Origin of the sequence: Corynebacterium sp. c3Ub_189, from assembly GCF_039907195.1 — a bacterium.
In the GTDB taxonomy this organism is placed as follows: domain Bacteria; phylum Actinomycetota; class Actinomycetes; order Mycobacteriales; family Mycobacteriaceae; genus Corynebacterium.
The window spans coordinates 160,577-175,340 of record NZ_JASBOF010000001.1; the positions used below are offsets into that span (position 1 = coordinate 160,577).

Here is a 14,764-nt window from a genome sequence, read left to right on the forward strand (position 1 = left end):
TGTTAGTAAAGCGATATAAATTGTCCTGTTGCTTTCTACAATCTAGGAGTATTTCAATGCAGTTCCGTCGCATCGGCCAGCTTGTGGCCGCCACTACCGTTTCCGCTGTTGCTCTCTCCGGCGCGCAGGCGGTGGCACAGGAAAACAAGACCACCATCTCCGTCACCAATATCACCGATATTCACGGTCACTTGGAAGACAAAATTGGTGACCCAGCCAAGGCCGGCGATGAAATCGGCGTGGCTCGCTTGCAGTCCCTTATCAAGCAGGTAAATGAAGGACAGGAATTCAACCTGACCTCCTCGGGCGATAACGTGGGCGGCTCTGCCTTTGTCTCTGCAATTTCTGATGACAAGTACACCCTTGAAGCCCTCAACGAGATGGGTATGAAGGTGACTGCTGTAGGTAACCATGAGTTTGATAAGGGTACCGAAGACCTTACAGGGCGTATCGCTGATAGCTCTGATTACCCAATCTTGGGTGCCAACGTGTTCAAGGATGGGAAGCCTCTTCTGGAGGCTTCCCACGTCGAAGAAATTGATGGCGTAAAAGTCGGCTATGTTGGCACGGTAACGGAAAATACCAAGTATAAGGTGTCTGCTGCCAAGATCCCAGGGATCACTTTTACTAATCCAGCCGAGGCTACCAATAAGGAAGCTACTCGTTTGAAAGAATCTGGTGAGGCCGATGTTGTTGTTGCGCTCATGCACGAAGATGCCCAAGGCTTTGCAGAGGACTTTAACAAAGACGTCGACGTAGCTTTTGGCGGCGACACCCACGTTGCCACTAAGGGCGAAATTGAGCGCGAGGGCGCCTTGCCACTGCAGTGGGCACAGGGACACGAGTACGGCAAACTGCTCAACGACGTTGATATTACCTTTGATAAGACTGCTAAAAAGATTACCGACATCAGTTTGAAGCAGTACGACGCGACCGCTGCAGCAAAGGTTGAACCAGATGCTGAAATCGCAGCTATTGTAAAAAAGGCCCAGCAAGAGGCTGACATCGAGGGTGCCAAGACCGCCGGTACTGTGGAACGGGCCCTGTTCCGCGGATCTGATGAGAATGCTGATTCGGGTTCTAACCGTGGTGTCGAATCTACCCTCAATAACTTCATTGCTGACGGCCAGCGTTACGCCATGAGCAAGCAGGTAGGCGAGGACATCGAGATCGGTGTGATGAACGCTGGCGGTGTTCGTGCTGACTTGAAGGGCGGCGACGTTACCTACAAGGACATTTTTGAGGTACAGCCCTTTGGCAACTCTGTAATTACCGCCAAGATTTCCGGCGAGGAGTTCATTAATGCCTTGGAAAACCAGTGGCAGGAAGGCAGCCGACCACGCCTGGCTATGGGGCTTTCCAATAACGTCCAAGTAGTCTACGACCAGAAGGCCGACAAGGGCGAGCGCGTACAGTCTGTGACCATCAACGGCGAGAAAATCGATCCGAAGAAGGATTACTCCATTGCGCTGTCTTCCTTCCTTGCTTCCAGTGATGAAGAGGCAGGCGGCGACGGCTACTTCAACGCTGGTTCCATCAAGGACAAGAACGATGTGGGCTACATGGACACTCAGGCCATGATCGACTACATCAAGTCGGGTGAATCGGAGGTCCGCACGGGCCAGGGCCAGATTGGCGCCAACATCGAGGGGGACGTGAAGCCGGGCGAGGAAATCACGGTGAACCTGTCCAGCCTCAATTACTCCACCGACGGTGAGCCGATGGCCAAGAAGGCAACCGTCAAGTTGGGCGACGCTGAGCAGACCGTCGATATCGACAACGCTGCGCAAGAAGGCGATGCGCAATTTGGTGAGCGCGGTCGCGCAACGGTAAAGCTCACCGTTCCAGAGAACCTGAGCGGTACCCAGAACCTAGAAATCACCACCGACGCAGGAACTAAGGCAACTTTGCCACTCGAGGTAAGCGGCGACGGCTCCGAAGAGCCGGGAGCTAAGCCTGCGCCAAAGGGCTCTTCCTTGTCCTCCAACGGCTCTTCCGTGGGTGGCGCAGTATTCGCCATCGTTGCAGCGCTGGTAGCTGGCGTTGCGGTTGTGGGCATGAACCCGCAGATTCTTCCTGCCCCAGCTCGCAAGATGATTGAGGACCTGCGCAAGCAGTTCCACATCTAGGACAGCACAGCACTAGGCGGAGCGGCTCTTCCTGAACGGGGGAGTGACGCTCCGCCTTTTCTGTATGTCTCGCGGCTGCCGGGTAACCTAAGCAGTCGTGGATACTCTAGAACTCTTCCTGCGCGAAATTACTTATCAGCTGGGTATTGAATGGCACCGTATTCCCGTTGTCGTGCTGGCGACTTTGGGTATCTACCTATCCTTCATGGTTTTGGTGAAGGTATTTGGCTCTCGCGTGCTTACGTCCATGACGGCCTCAGATGCCATCATCATTATTATGTTTGGCGCGGTCGCGGGCCGTGTCATCGTGGGCAATCCACCGACCCTTGCCGCCGGCGTCATCGGTCTGACCACGCTGATGGCGCTCGAAGCTGCCTTCGGTACCATTCGCAAGGTAGTGAAGTGGACGCGCTTTCTGGACCGTCGTCCCATCCTTTTAGTCTTTAGCGGTGAGATGGTTGAAGATAACCTGACGCTGGCCCACATTACAGAATCGGATATCTACTCGGCCGCCCGTAGGGCCGGCATTAGCCGCATGGAAGACGTGCAAATAATGATCCTTGAGCCTACAGGCCATATCTCCGTCATCAAGGTCGGTCAGGCCATCGACCCGGAGCTTTTCAAGGACCTCGTGGGGTCGGAGTACATCGAAGACGCTAAAGACGCTTAGGGCACACGCCAAAGCTTGGCGGGGAACGCAAAGAGCATCTGTAGGCTCCCTTTGCCCAAGAGCAGATGAAAAAAGCCGCTGCATTCCACTAAGGGAAGCAGCGGCTTAAGAATCGCTATGAAGCGGTGACCTTACTTGTTGCCGAAAGGCAGGTCGAAGTACTTGTTTGCGAAGGCGAACAGGGTGCCCAGAGCGCCGATAACAGCGGTGAAGACGCCGATCCAAGCCTTGATGTCGTCAGCCTTCTCCTTGGAGGTGCGGGTGTCTTCCTTGCCCTCGGAGTCATCAGACTTGTCAGCTGCGTAGTCGTTGTCAGAGGAAGAGGAAAGGCCCTCGACGGAGTTGGTGATCTTGGAGGACAGGTCGGAGGTGGTGTCCTCAGCGTTAGCAACGGTGGTGCCTGCGAAAGCGACGGACAGAGCGGTTGCGCCAGCAACGAGTGCCTTGCGGGAGAAAAGCTTCATTTTTTGATTCCTAACAAGCTTGGTGTGTTCAAAGACGTTTCAAATACTAGACAGGCTGACAGCCTTCCGCAACAGTATTGGCAGGTTTTTGTTCACTGGCTGAACTAGCTGAAAGTCCACTGTGTGCTGTGTGTTTACTACTGTTGCTGTTGTGATCCGGGGGAATTTTAGTGTTCTCGTGTTTCTGCAGCTTAACCCTCATAATCGGGCTCAGCTTAATTTAAGGAAAGGATAAGCCCCGGCGCATTCATTCACGGAGTGTGTGGTGAATGGCCGGGGCTTTGTTCCCGCCCCCGTTAGGGGGTGTGGTGCGGTGGGGTTAAGAGGGGGCGTCGCCAAGCAGGGCTTTTTCTGTCGCCTAAGCCTTGACGGTTGCCTTCTTAATCTTGACTTCCTTAGCGGGCTTACCATCTGGCTGGCCGCCTTCGACGCCGTTCTTGGCAATCTTATCCATCGTCTTCATGCCCTTGTCGGTGATGGTGGCGAAGTAGGTGTAGTTCGGGGCCAGCTCAGAATCGTCGTAGTTGAGGAAGAACTGGGAACCATTGGTGTCTGGGCCGCTGTTGGCCATGGCGACGGAGCCGCGCGGGTAGACAACGGGGTTCTGTGCGTCCTTCTCATCCACCTCGTCGGTGGGGTACTCATCAGCGAAGCTGAAGCCGGGGCCGCCGGAACCGGAACCGGTTGGGTCGCCGCACTGCAGTACGTTGATCCCGCTTGAGGTCATGCGGTGGCAAACGGTGTCGTCGTAGTAGCCCGACTTGGCTAGCTCAGAAATAGCGTTGGTGGTACACGGCGCCTTGGCGCGGTCCATTTCCATTTCAATGGTGCCCTGGTTGGTCTCAAAGGAGACGGTGACGGTGCCCTTGGTGGAAATATCCTTGCCGTTCGGCTTCTTCGCGCCGTTGGACTCTTGACCGTTGTCCTCATACTTACAGGTCACGGTATCTGGCAGGGCCTTGGCGCGCTTGTCAGCGATGGGTTGCGCCTGTGGCGTTTCTTGCGAGGTCTCAGCTGCGGAAGATTCCTCAGCCTGTACGTTTTCATCGTCGCCTTCGCGGGTAGACAAGAAGTAGATGCCGCCGACGAGGGCGAGGATTACTACGAGGGAGGCGGCAACAACGCCTAGGGGGCGTGCCTTTTGCTTGCGTTCGCGGGATTTTAGCTCGCGCTCGAGCTTGCTCAGCGCCTCTTCGCCGCGCTTTTGATTATTTGGCACCGGGAGTCAACCTTTCTAGCGATTTTCGGTGGCATGATTCAACCTGACCGAGTTTAGCGGTTCCCTACAGCTGAGAAAGCGTTGGCATGGAAAATAGAGCAAGTTAATAGCTATTAGGCCAAATCATAAGTACGCCGGCATCTGTGGTTGAACCAGATTTTACCGATCCGCCAACGCCCACCGTTGGTGAACTTCCCGCAGTGGGAGATCCGCTGCCCGAATTTGAACTCATCGGTACCGACCTGCGTCAGATTACCAATGAGACTTTTGCGGGCACGCGCCTTATTGTTTCCATCTTGCCCTCTATTGAAACCCCTGCCTGCCAAGAACAGCTGCGCCGCTTCCATGAGCAGGTGGCGCATCTAGGCAACACTAAGCTTCTTTCCGTTTTTCTTGATTTGCCTTTTACCCTCAAGCGTTTTGCGCAGCTGATGGCATTGATGATGTCATCGCCGCCTCCGCATTTCGCTCTGACTTTGGTGAGAAGTTCGGCGTGACCGTGCGCGATTCCGTCCTAGAAGGCCTGCTTGCCCGCTCCGTGCTGGTGGCTGATGAAGACCACAAAGTCATCCACACTCAAATGGTACCGGGCGTTGTTACCCAGCTTGATTATGACAAGGTGTGGGACATTTTGCGTTAAGCCGTTCGGTGCTGCCGGCCTCTGCTCATCAAGAAGATGGGGGAGGCCGGCTCTTTTTTATGGAGACAGCTAGGGTAGTGGGTATGGAAATCTTCGGTTTTACTGCCGGTCCGTTTCAGACCAATACTTATGTGATTGCGGAAGGCCGCCGCGCCTTCATCGTGGATCCCGGCATGGACGCGATGGAAAAAGTCCTCGAGCATGACTTGGACTATGAGGCAATCGTGCTCACCCACGGCCATATTGACCACACCCGGGACGCCGGGTCTTTGGCAGAAAAGCTCGACATCCCTGTTTATATCCACCCTGCTGATAGGTTTATGCTCGACAGCGGCGAAGGAGTGTCGCCCCAGGCCCAGGAGCTTTTCGACGCCGCCCATATGACCCCCATCGATGACCTTCGCGAGCTCCATGATGGCGAAACCCTGGAACTTCTTGGTCATACCTTTGCTCTCAAACACGCGCCTGGGCATTCGCCGGGCTGCGTGATGATCGTCGCCGAGGACTTTGCCCTCACCGGTGATGTGCTCTTCGCCGGGGCCATTGGGCGCACCGACCTACCTCACTCGGACCCAAATGCCATGCAGAAGTCGCTTGCTGGCCCAGTATGGAGCCTGCCAGATAACCTCGACATTCTTCCCGGTCACGGGCCTGCCACCACAATGCGTAAGGAGAGGGCGACCAATCCCTTCTTCGCTACATTGAGGGAGGTACTGTAATACCCGTGAGTAATAAGAAGCAGTTCCAAGCCCTGTCCGCCCCCAAAGGTGTCCCAGACTATTTCCCACCGCAGTCGGCCGCATTCTATAAGGTGCGCCAGACCATGGTGGAGCAGGCACATCTCTCCGGCTTCCAGCACATTGAGCTGCCCATTTTCGAAGACACCGCGCTCTTTGCCCGTGGCGTGGGCGAGTCCACCGACGTGGTGTCAAAAGAGATGTACACCTTTGCGGATCGCGGCGACCGCTCCGTTACTTTGCGCCCGGAGGGTACCGCCGGCGTGATGCGCTCGGTCATCGAGCACAACCTGGACCGTGGCCAGCTGCCCGTGAAGCTCAACTATTTTGGTCCGTTCTTCCGCTATGAGCGCCCCCAGGCTGGCCGCTACCGCCAGCTACAGCAGGTCGGTGTAGAAGCTATTGGCGTGGACGATCCTGCGCTTGACGCCGAGGTCATCGCTTTGGCGGATCGTTCCTTCCGCGCGCTGGGGCTTAGCGGCTTCCGCCTCGAGCTCACCAGCTTGGGCGATCGCAACTGCCGCCCAGCTTACCGCGAGAAGCTGCAGGAATTCCTCTTTAAGCTCGACTTGGATGAAGAGACCCGCCACCGTGCAGAGATTAACCCTTTGCGTGTGCTGGATGACAAGCGCCCGGAGGTCCAGGAGCAGCTTGCCGACGCCCCCTTGATGCTCGACCACCTCAATGACGAATGCCGCGAGCACTTCGAAACCGTTACCGGCATGCTGGACGATATGGGCGTAGCCTACGAGATTAATCCCCGTATGGTCCGCGGCTTGGACTACTACACCAAGACCTGCTTCGAGTTTGTCCATGACGGACTTGGTGCGCAGTCCGGCATCGGCGGCGGTGGCCGCTACGACGGACTGATGGCTCAGCTAGGCGGCCAAGACCTATCTGGTATCGGCTACGGTCTGGGTGTCGACCGTGCCCTGCTGGCGCTGGAGGCTGAGGGCATCACCCTCGATGGTGTGGAGTCCCGCGTGGACGTCTTTGGCGTTGCACTGGGTATGGCCGCCAAGCGCACCATGACCGCCCTGATCAATGACCTCCGCAAGGCTGGAATCTCTGCGGATATGTCCTTTGGAGACCGCGGCCTGAAGGGTGCGATGAAGGGCGCCGACCGCGCCGGCGCACGCTTCGCGCTGGTCTTGGGTGAACAAGAGCTAGAAAATGGCACGGTTGCGCTCAAGAACCTTGCCGCCCATGAGCAGCACGACGTCAAGGTTTCGGACCTAGTGTCCGTACTTGCTCGGGAAATGAACGGCGAGGCCTAAATTTCTTTGGTCGATGGGCATCGCGCTTAGGCGCGGTGCCCACTTTTTATGCCTGCCAGAAAGAGATCAATGATCTTTTCCTGTATATCCGGCTGGTAGGCCTCGATATCAACCTCGCGGGGTCGTGCCAGGCTCAACAGTCCCACAATGAATTCGAGGTGGGTGACGCCGGGGCCAATCTCGCCTTGCTTTTGGCCCAGCTCAATAAACCGTCGGCCGTTGCGCTCCAGGAGGTCGCGCTGGGCGATTAACTCAGGGCTAAGAGAGTCCAAATCCTGAGGGACGAACGCAGGAATGAGCGTGTTTAGTCCCATTGTCAGGATATGGGTGGCGTAAGTGCGGACGTAGTCTTCTCCAGAATGCGTAGAGTTTTCAAAGTCCGCGATGAGGCGCTGTTGAAACTTGGCAAAGGCATTACCCATATATTCCGCGCACGCGCGGATAAGGCTCGCGCGGTTGGGGAAGTTGCGGTAGACCGTAGCCACGCTTACGCCAGCCTGCGTAGCCACCTTTTCCAAAGCGACATCATCGCCGTGGGTACGAAAAAGCTGGCACGCCGCGGCAATAATAGCGGTACGGCGATGAAGGGCATCTGCGCGCATGGAGTCCTTTTTAGCACTCCACCTGCGAAACGCTAAAGCCCATGGTCTTGGCCAATCCGCCCAGGGAGGTCTCCTTGTACTTGGAGAGCATATCGCGGCCGGTTTCAGCCATGGTTTGTACCGCATTATCCAAGGTCACGTGGTGAGTGCCTTCGCCCATTTTGGCCATGCGCGCGGCGTTGATGGACTTTACCGCGCCAATGGCATTGCGCTCAATACACGGAATCTGCACCAAACCGCCCACTGGGTCGCAGGTAAGGCCCAAATTATGCTCCAAAGCAATCTCCGCGGCGTTTTCCACCTGCGCCGGGGCTGCACCCAGCAGCTCTGCCATGCCTGCGGCGGCCATAGCGGAGGCGGAACCCACCTCGCCTTGGCAGCCAACCTCGGCTCCGGAGATGGACGCGTTTTCCTTGATAATCATGCCGATGGCACCGGCGGTCAATAGGTAGCGCCGAGCTGTGGAACGGGTGAAGTCTGCGCGGAAATCGCGCGCATAGTGCAGAACTGCTGGAATGATGCCGCACGCGCCGTTGGTAGGTGCAGTAATGACGCGGCCACCGGCAGCGTTTTGCTCATTAACTGCTAGGGCGTACAGGTTAACCCACTCCATGGCGGAGAAACCGCAGCTGGTGTCGTCCTGGTTTTCTAGCAACTGTGCATACATCTTCGGGGCACGGCGTGCCACACGCAGGCCACCTGGAAGAAGCCCCTTGGTGGAAATACCCTCGGTTACGCATTCACGCATGATGTCCCAGACTAAATCAAGGTGGCGCAGAACGTATTCCGCTCCGCCTTCATCGCGGTGCAAGGCTTCCTCGTTGGCAAGTACGATCTCCCAAATTGCTTTGTCATGAGCCTCGCAGAGGTTGAGCAATTCTTCGCCCGTGGTGAACTTATAGGGAACGGAGTCATCTACCTGGGCGGCGGCTACGCCGGCAGGAACCTCATTGCTTTCGGCGACTTCCGCATCGAGCTCGGCGCGGGAGAGGATAAAACCGCCGCCGACAGAGAAGTATTCTTCCTTTTCTGCGAGGAGGTTGCCGTTGTCATCCCAGGCGCTAAAAATCATGCCATTCGGGTGCTGGGGCAGCGGTTCATTATCAAAGACGATCTCATAATCCACCGTGCCGCGGGGACCAGATATGGTTCCTTCGCTGGGGATAAAGCCGCCCGCGTGGGGCTCGGCGTCGATAGGCACGCTCAGCGGATCCCACCCGGCGAGCCCAAGGATGACGGCGCGATCGGAAGCGTGGCCACGGCCGGTGGCGGAAAGCGATCCGCGCAACTCCGTATAGACCTTAGCTGGGTGTTTCTCTAGTGAATCGAGGAATTGCTTAGCCGCGCGCATGGGCCCGACGGTGTGCGAGGAAGAAGGGCCAATGCCGATGGAAAAGATGTCCGTGACGCTAATTGTCATAGTTAAGCTGTGCCGAACCTTTCTGAAGGGATAGCTGTTGGGCGCATGTGCTGTGCCGCTATTGCGGTCACAGCCGAAACCGAAGAGTAGAGGCAGATTTTATGTGACCAGGGTAGCGAAAGTCACACCTTCTATCAATCGCCGTCTATGCGTAGCACTGCTCGCGTTTTGGCTTAGCTGCCATACCCATTCAGGAGCTTGTCAAGGGGGATGAAGTTCTCCTTTGCTAACCCAACGGTGGAGCGGCCTCCCAACCCGGTTAGGTCACCGGCAATTCCAGGCACCCTGTTTCGCGGGGCAACTATCTGGTCAGCTAGCTGGATGGCAGAGCGCTCAATCCGGGAGACGATGCGCTCTCCCTCCGGAGTGCCTAAGTCTTCTGCGGCCTGGAATACGCCAGTTGGCACGATGTTGGCGTGGAGTTGGTTAAATAGCGGGCGGAGCGCATAGTCCAAAATGAGGGAATGGCGCGAAGAACCGGCCGTAGCTGCGATAATGGTGGGAAGGTTGTCGAGGGCATGGGGCTCCAAGGCGTCAAAGAACATCTTGAAAAGGCCCGAATAGCTGCCTTGGAATACCGGGGTGACGGCGATGAGTCCATCGGCATCGGCAACTTGCTGCTTGGCTCTAGCCAAAAGCGGTGTGTGCGCAGTCTGATCGGTCATGGCGGTAGCTAGTTCGAAAGCGAGATCGCGGACCTCAATGACGTCGATGTGGACTCCTTCACCGCGCGCGGAGATTTTGGCGCGGGTGGCTTCTGCGAGCATGTCCGCCAGCCTGCGAGAGGATGACGGCTGCGAAAGACCAGCTGAGATAACGAGGAGGGAGCGCATAACTAGTTCTCCTTTCCTGGGCTGACCTGAAGGTGTGAAGGATGAGGCGCAGAGAGCAAGCTTGCGTGCGTCGGCGGGTCAGAAGGCACGTGGCTCGGGCGGCGCTGCGCAAAGCGGCGTCGCAGCTCGGGAACAACCTGCGTGCCGAGAATTTCTATCTGCTGGAGAACTACCTCTTGGGGCAGTCCGGCATGATCGATGAGGAATAGCTGGCGCTGGTAGTCACCGGCCCAGTCAGCGAAGCTGAGGGTCTTTTCAATTACCTGTTCCACGGTGCCAACAGTCAATGGAGTCTGCGCAGTGAAGTCCTCGAGGCTTGGTCCGTGGCCATAGACTGGGGCGTTGTCGAAGTAGGGGCGGAAGAAGTCTTTAGCTTCTTGTTCGGTTTCGCCCATGAAGACTTGGCCACCGAGTCCGACGATTGCTTGGTCCGCTTGACCATGGCCATAGCTTTCAAAGCGACGGCGGTAGAGATCCACCAGCTGGGCGGTGTGCTCCTTATTCCAGAAGATATTGTTGTGGAAGAAGCCATCGCCGTAGTATGCGGCTTGTTCAGCGATTTGCGGCGAACGAATGGAGCCGTGCCAGACAAAGGGCGGAATTCCATCCAGCGGTGCCGGAGTAGCGGTAAACCCTTCTAGTCCCGCGCGGAACTTTCCTTGCCAGTTAACGACGGGCTCGCGCCACAGCCTGCGCAGGAGGTGATAGTTCTCAATAGCCAAAGGAATGCCTTGCTGGATGTCTTTGCCGAACCAGGGATAGACCGGGCCGGTATTTCCGCGGCCGAGCATGAGGTCTACGCGGCCGTCAGCAAGGTGCTGCAGAAAGGCATAGTCCTCTGCGATCTTTACAGGGTCATTGGTAGTAATGAGCGTGGTCGCAGTAGATAGCTGCAAGCGTTTTGTTTGCGCCGCGATATAGGCCAAGTGCGTTGTAGGAGAGGACGGCACGAAAGGTGGGTTGTGGTGTTCGCCGGTAGCAAAGACATCAAGGCCAACCTCTTCGGCTTTAAGCGCAATTTCCGTTAGGTTGCGGATGCGCTCAGCCTCAGTGGGGGTCTTTCCTGAGATGGGGTCAGTGGTCAAATCCCCAATACTGAAGATGCCGAATTGCATGGTTGCCTTTCTATGCGGTGCACAGGAGTACAGATAGACGCAGTGCCGACTGCGGGAAAGCCGACTGCGGGAGAATTATTCCCATTCTAGGGCATCAAAAAGTGCCGGTAGATCGGCCGGTGCAACGAGGCGCAGGGGCCTCTCAGTGACCTTGCCGTGTTCCGTGATGACCGCGGCGCATGGGTGATGTCCTTGGTTGTCGGTTTCTGAAAGGGCGTCCACCGTTTCCTGCACGCTTACTGTGCGGGCAAGAAAGATAGCGCGATCACTGGGTTCTTGATATTCCACAATGTCCGCGATGTCCGCGGCATCGAGCACGTGATTATCGCTGAGGTTTCTGGCTACCCATCGAGCGATAGTGTTGGTGGTTAGCAAAGCGGTGAAGCGGCCCTCATCATAGATGGGGATTTCGGAGAAGTCCTTATCCTTTATGACGTTAAATGCCTCCATGATTGATGTGGCAGATGTCAAGGTAAATACCTTTTGTGGCTGCAAAACGTGGAGTGCGTCGGGTGGGGAAACCACTATGTCTCGGAGGGCGGAGATTTGCTTGACCACTGCTTCGTGCGGTTCAGCGATGGGCTCTGATTTGTAGTAACGCCCGTGGGCAATGGCATTGCGAAGGTTAGAAAAATCTTTCAGTGCCTAGGCTTGCTTGCCAGAAAGCATGTGTTTGTCTCGTGCCTTATCTACTATCCACCAAAAGGAATCTGAGTTCTCAGCGTTGAGAGCCGAGCGCAAGTGTTGTTCTATGTCGTTGAATGCGGCCAGGAATGCAGTAGCTCGGTGCACGGTCATATGGGCCAGTGTAGAGAAGGGGGCGTCGCCAAGCAGGGCGTTAGTCCAAGCCAACCATTGGAAAATCCGCTAGCCCCGGCTCGATGGCCGGTGCGGCTAGCGGATGCATGGCGGTGCTGAGGATATGCGGCGCTGAGCTATCCCTAGAAGACTAAGCGCAGCACTGACACGGTGATGGCAGCGATGACTGCCGCGGCGGGCAGGGTGATGACCCACGCCAAAGCGATAGGCTTCATCAGGTTCCAATTAGCTGCCTTGTTGACAATGCCTACGCCCAGCACGGCGCCTATGAGGATGTGGGTGGAAGAAACCGGAAGGCCCAAGATCGATGAACCCATCACCACAGCGGCCGCGGCAAGCTCAGCAGCGAAGCCGGAGGAAGGGTGCATTTGGGTTAGGCCCGAGCCCACGGTTTGAATCACGAAGCGGCCGATGAACCACAGGCCAGAAATCAGGGCGACACCCATGGCAATCATGACGGCAACGGGCACGGCTGCTTCATCGCTTACTTGGCCGGTCTTGAGGACGTCAATAACCGCAGCGAAGGGGCCAATAGCATTGGCAATATCGTTGGAACCGTGGGAGAAGGCGAAGGCGGAAGCGGTAAATACCTGCATCCAAGAAAAGAGAAGGAAGGTGGACTTAGCCAGCGACTTCTTTTTCAAGGAACGGGCGAAAATGAAGACGGCCATCCACACCACCGCGCCGACCATGCCCATGACCAACAGGTTCTGAAGGACGCTGAAATCGAGTCCGGTGTGCTTCAGTCCCTTGAACATCACCATGGCGGAAATGATGATGGCACCGATGGCGGCTAGTACCGGTACCCAGCTCTCCAGGGCGCGATGAGCCTTGACATCATCCATGTCCTTGTTGAGGTTATACAGATCGCGGTAGTACTCAGATTCCAGCTGATCCGGATCAAAGTCTTCTTCTGCCACCAAGGCAGCATCCCGGGCCATGGCGTTGGTGTAGCTGATCTGCTGGATTTCATTGAGGCGCGAAAAGCGAGTCTTGTGCTCTTGGCGCAGCTCCGCACGACGGGTCTTGATTTCACGCAGCTTCTGGTCTGCTTCCTCGTTGTAGACCAAGATGGAGGTCTTAATCCACTTAAACAGGATGAACGCAGCGAGACCGCCGAGGACGGGGGAGAGCACCCACGAGATGGCAATGGTGCCGATCCCGCCCCACTGCACCATGTCCAAGCCGCCCTTGCCGGTGATGAACCCGACCGTGAGCGCGGCGCCGACTATGCCGCCGACGATGGAGTGGGTGGTAGACACTGGCCAACCCATACGGGTGGCAACAAGAAGCCAGATGGCCGCACCCAGAAGGGAAGCCATCATGATGTAGACGAACTCCATGGGGTCTAGGCCATCAATGGCGTCAAGGTCGACGATGCCAGAACGTACGGTATCGGTGACCTCGCCGCCGGCGAGGATGGCGCCGGAGACCTCGAAGATGGCGGCGACAACGAGTGCCTGCTTCATGGACAGCGTTCCGGCACCTACGGAGGTACCGAAAGAATTGGCAACGTCATTGCCGCCAATATTGAAGGCCATGAAGAGAGCGAAGAGAATGGCGGTGCCCAGGAGAATGGGCTTAGAGCCATCGACATAGTCGTGGCCCCAGATCATAAAACCGATGAGGGTAACGGCTGTGAGGCCGCCAAAGATGGCGTGCCAAATCCAGTCGTTTCCCTTGCCGTTGACGGCGTCAATGTCCGTCATCTGGGTGGTAGGGGAAGACACAGGAAGAACCTTTCAGGAAAGCGTGCACGAGGGGTATGGCCGCGCTTGTCAGCGTGGCGAAAAGGATTCTCAAAGGAAATTCTTATGTAGAGAATGCACGCTCAGACTAAAGGCCCTAGGTGTCGGGAAAGTGAACTCAAGATGTGGAGTTCGTAAAAGCAATGTGGCTATTTGCGAACATAATGGCCGCCGCTTTTAGATGACGGCCACGTTGTGAGTATTAGCCGCGGTAGGCGCCGCGCTCAAGGGTGTCGCACTGGGACATCTTGCCAGAGTTATATCCGGCAAGGAATGCCTTCTCACGCTGCTCGGAGGAACCATGCGTCCAGGAATCGGGCTGGACCTGGCCGCCGGAGCGGCGCTGGATATTGTCATCGCCCACCGCCTGGGCGGCTGCGACAGCGTCTGAGACCTGTTCCTTAGTAATCGGCTCGAGCAAGGGGTTATCGCCCTTGTCGGCGTAGGAAGCCCACAGGCCTGCGTAGCAGTCAGCCTGGAGCTCGATTTTCACCGCGTTGGAATCGGCGCCTGGGTCGTTATAGTCCGACAGGCCGAGGGTGCCCTCAAGGTTTTGAATGTGGTGGCCGAACTCGTGGGCCACGATGTACATGCGGGCCAAAGGGGCATTTTCCGCGCCGAAGTTGCGCAAGGAATCAAAGAACGCGGTGTCGAAATAAGCGGACTCATCGCGCGGGCAGTAGAAGGGACCAGTAGAAGAAGAGGCCGAGCCACAACCGGTATTAACGCCGCCGTGGAAGACCACGCGCTCCGGCTCGGTGTATTGGATATCTGCCTGTTCCGGCAAGACCTTGGACCAGACGTTGTCTACGCTACGCCCGGTGAACTCTACGAGGCATTCATCCTTGGTATTGCCATCTTCTGCAGTTTCGCATTCGGGGCTTTCGCCCTGTGCAGCGCCGTCAGATTGGGTCTGCTCGCTGCCCAGAATTGCGCCCAAGTCTGAGGGATTGCCGCCCAACAGGAGGAAGAGGCCTACGAGAACAATCGAGCCGACGCCACCGCCAATGGCGATGCCACCGCCGCCGCCACCCGAACGCGCTTCCTTGCCGCCGAAATCGGCACCTGATCTAAAAGTCATGCCTAAATAG

The 14,764-nt window shown here is 56.7% G+C and carries 14 protein-coding genes and 1 pseudogene; 5 read left to right on the forward strand and 10 right to left on the reverse strand.

Annotated elements, in window-relative coordinates; genetic code table 11:
- Positions 1–56 precede the first annotated feature (56 nt).
- Both QKD99_RS00795 and QKD99_RS00800 read left to right on the forward strand, forming a co-directional pair.
- Positions 57–2,129 (forward strand): bifunctional UDP-sugar hydrolase/5'-nucleotidase, encoded by a 2,073-nt coding sequence (locus QKD99_RS00795; RefSeq protein ID WP_239277622.1) that lies wholly within the window; start codon positions 57–59, stop codon positions 2,127–2,129.
- A gap of 97 nt (positions 2,130–2,226) precedes the next feature.
- Complete coding sequence (locus tag QKD99_RS00800) at positions 2,227–2,799, forward strand: YetF domain-containing protein (RefSeq protein ID WP_239277624.1); 573 nt, start codon at positions 2,227–2,229, stop codon at positions 2,797–2,799.
- A gap of 131 nt (positions 2,800–2,930) precedes the next feature.
- On the opposite strand, the gene QKD99_RS00805 is transcribed toward QKD99_RS00800, so the two are convergent.
- Positions 2,931–3,263 carry a hypothetical protein gene (locus tag QKD99_RS00805; protein WP_239277626.1) on the reverse strand — a complete coding sequence of 111 codons (333 nt, stop codon included), beginning with the start codon at positions 3,261–3,263 and terminating at the stop codon, positions 2,931–2,933.
- Positions 3,264–3,621: 358 nt separating this feature from the next.
- The gene (locus QKD99_RS00810; protein WP_347950457.1) at positions 3,622–4,482 is read right to left on the reverse strand and encodes a peptidylprolyl isomerase; all 861 of its coding nucleotides are present in this window, start codon (positions 4,480–4,482) and stop codon (positions 3,622–3,624) included.
- A 143-nt stretch (positions 4,483–4,625) separates the two neighbouring features.
- On the opposite strand from QKD99_RS00810, the pseudogene tpx reads away from it, so the two are divergent.
- The 3 genes and pseudogenes from tpx (at position 4,626) to hisS (ending at position 7,136) form a co-directional block, all read left to right on the forward strand.
- Positions 4,626–5,122: pseudogene (gene tpx / locus QKD99_RS00815) on the forward strand (thiol peroxidase).
- An 83-nt stretch (positions 5,123–5,205) separates the two neighbouring features.
- Positions 5,206–5,841 carry an MBL fold metallo-hydrolase gene (locus QKD99_RS00820; protein ID WP_347950502.1) on the forward strand — a complete coding sequence of 212 codons (636 nt, stop codon included), beginning with the start codon at positions 5,206–5,208 and terminating at the stop codon, positions 5,839–5,841.
- A 5-nt stretch (positions 5,842–5,846) separates the two neighbouring features.
- Positions 5,847–7,136, forward strand: coding sequence for a histidine--tRNA ligase (gene hisS / locus QKD99_RS00825; RefSeq protein ID WP_347950458.1), 1,290 nt, complete (start codon positions 5,847–5,849; stop codon positions 7,134–7,136).
- Between the two features lie 26 nt (positions 7,137–7,162).
- On the opposite strand, the gene QKD99_RS00830 is transcribed toward hisS, so the two are convergent.
- The 8 genes from QKD99_RS00830 to QKD99_RS00865 form a co-directional block, all read right to left on the reverse strand.
- Positions 7,163–7,738, reverse strand: a complete 576-nt coding sequence (locus QKD99_RS00830; protein ID WP_347950459.1) for a TetR/AcrR family transcriptional regulator — start codon at positions 7,736–7,738, stop codon at positions 7,163–7,165.
- Between the two features lie 10 nt (positions 7,739–7,748).
- The gene (locus QKD99_RS00835) at positions 7,749–9,158 is read right to left on the reverse strand and encodes an L-serine ammonia-lyase (RefSeq protein ID WP_284766556.1); all 1,410 of its coding nucleotides are present in this window, start codon (positions 9,156–9,158) and stop codon (positions 7,749–7,751) included.
- A gap of 173 nt (positions 9,159–9,331) precedes the next feature.
- Positions 9,332–9,991 carry an FMN reductase gene (locus tag QKD99_RS00840; protein WP_347950460.1) on the reverse strand — a complete coding sequence of 220 codons (660 nt, stop codon included), beginning with the start codon at positions 9,989–9,991 and terminating at the stop codon, positions 9,332–9,334.
- A 2-nt stretch (positions 9,992–9,993) separates the two neighbouring features.
- A complete protein-coding gene (locus QKD99_RS00845) occupies positions 9,994–11,106 on the reverse strand; it encodes an LLM class flavin-dependent oxidoreductase (protein WP_347950461.1) in 1,113 nt (370 codons plus the stop codon).
- Between the two features lie 75 nt (positions 11,107–11,181).
- On the reverse strand, positions 11,182–11,577 hold the full coding sequence (locus QKD99_RS00850; protein ID WP_347950462.1) for a hypothetical protein: 396 nt from the start codon (positions 11,575–11,577) through the stop codon (positions 11,182–11,184).
- Between the two features lie 174 nt (positions 11,578–11,751).
- Entirely contained in the window at positions 11,752–11,904 is a 153-nt protein-coding gene (locus QKD99_RS00855) for a hypothetical protein (RefSeq protein WP_297846102.1), read from the reverse strand.
- Between the two features lie 143 nt (positions 11,905–12,047).
- Positions 12,048–13,634 carry an inorganic phosphate transporter gene (locus QKD99_RS00860; protein ID WP_347950503.1) on the reverse strand — a complete coding sequence of 529 codons (1,587 nt, stop codon included), beginning with the start codon at positions 13,632–13,634 and terminating at the stop codon, positions 12,048–12,050.
- 241 nt (positions 13,635–13,875) lie between these two features.
- Entirely contained in the window at positions 13,876–14,754 is an 879-nt protein-coding gene (locus QKD99_RS00865; RefSeq protein ID WP_347950463.1) for a neutral zinc metallopeptidase, read from the reverse strand.
- Positions 14,755–14,764: the final 10 nt, after the last annotated feature.

What these genes read in the sequence shown, in the direction of transcription:
- QKD99_RS00795 (WP_239277622.1), top strand. Translation starts at nt 57, where the DNA reads ATGCAGTTCCGTCGCATCGGCCAGCTTGTGGCCGCCACTACCGTTTCC.
- QKD99_RS00805 (WP_239277626.1), bottom strand. Translation starts at nt 3,263, where the DNA reads ATGAAGCTTTTCTCCCGCAAGGCACTCGTTGCTGGCGCAACCGCTCTG.
- QKD99_RS00820 (WP_347950502.1), top strand. Translation starts at nt 5,206, where the DNA reads ATGGAAATCTTCGGTTTTACTGCCGGTCCGTTTCAGACCAATACTTAT.
- QKD99_RS00830 (WP_347950459.1), bottom strand. Translation starts at nt 7,738, where the DNA reads ATGCGCGCAGATGCCCTTCATCGCCGTACCGCTATTATTGCCGCGGCG.
- QKD99_RS00835 (WP_284766556.1), bottom strand. Translation starts at nt 9,158, where the DNA reads ATGACAATTAGCGTCACGGACATCTTTTCCATCGGCATTGGCCCTTCT.
- QKD99_RS00840 (WP_347950460.1), bottom strand. Translation starts at nt 9,991, where the DNA reads ATGCGCTCCCTCCTCGTTATCTCAGCTGGTCTTTCGCAGCCGTCATCC.
- QKD99_RS00845 (WP_347950461.1), bottom strand. Translation starts at nt 11,106, where the DNA reads ATGCAATTCGGCATCTTCAGTATTGGGGATTTGACCACTGACCCCATC.
- QKD99_RS00855 (WP_297846102.1), bottom strand. Translation starts at nt 11,904, where the DNA reads ATGACCGTGCACCGAGCTACTGCATTCCTGGCCGCATTCAACGACATA.
- QKD99_RS00860 (WP_347950503.1), bottom strand. Translation starts at nt 13,634, where the DNA reads ATGACGGACATTGACGCCGTCAACGGCAAGGGAAACGACTGGATTTGG.
- QKD99_RS00865 (WP_347950463.1), bottom strand. Translation starts at nt 14,754, where the DNA reads ATGACTTTTAGATCAGGTGCCGATTTCGGCGGCAAGGAAGCGCGTTCG.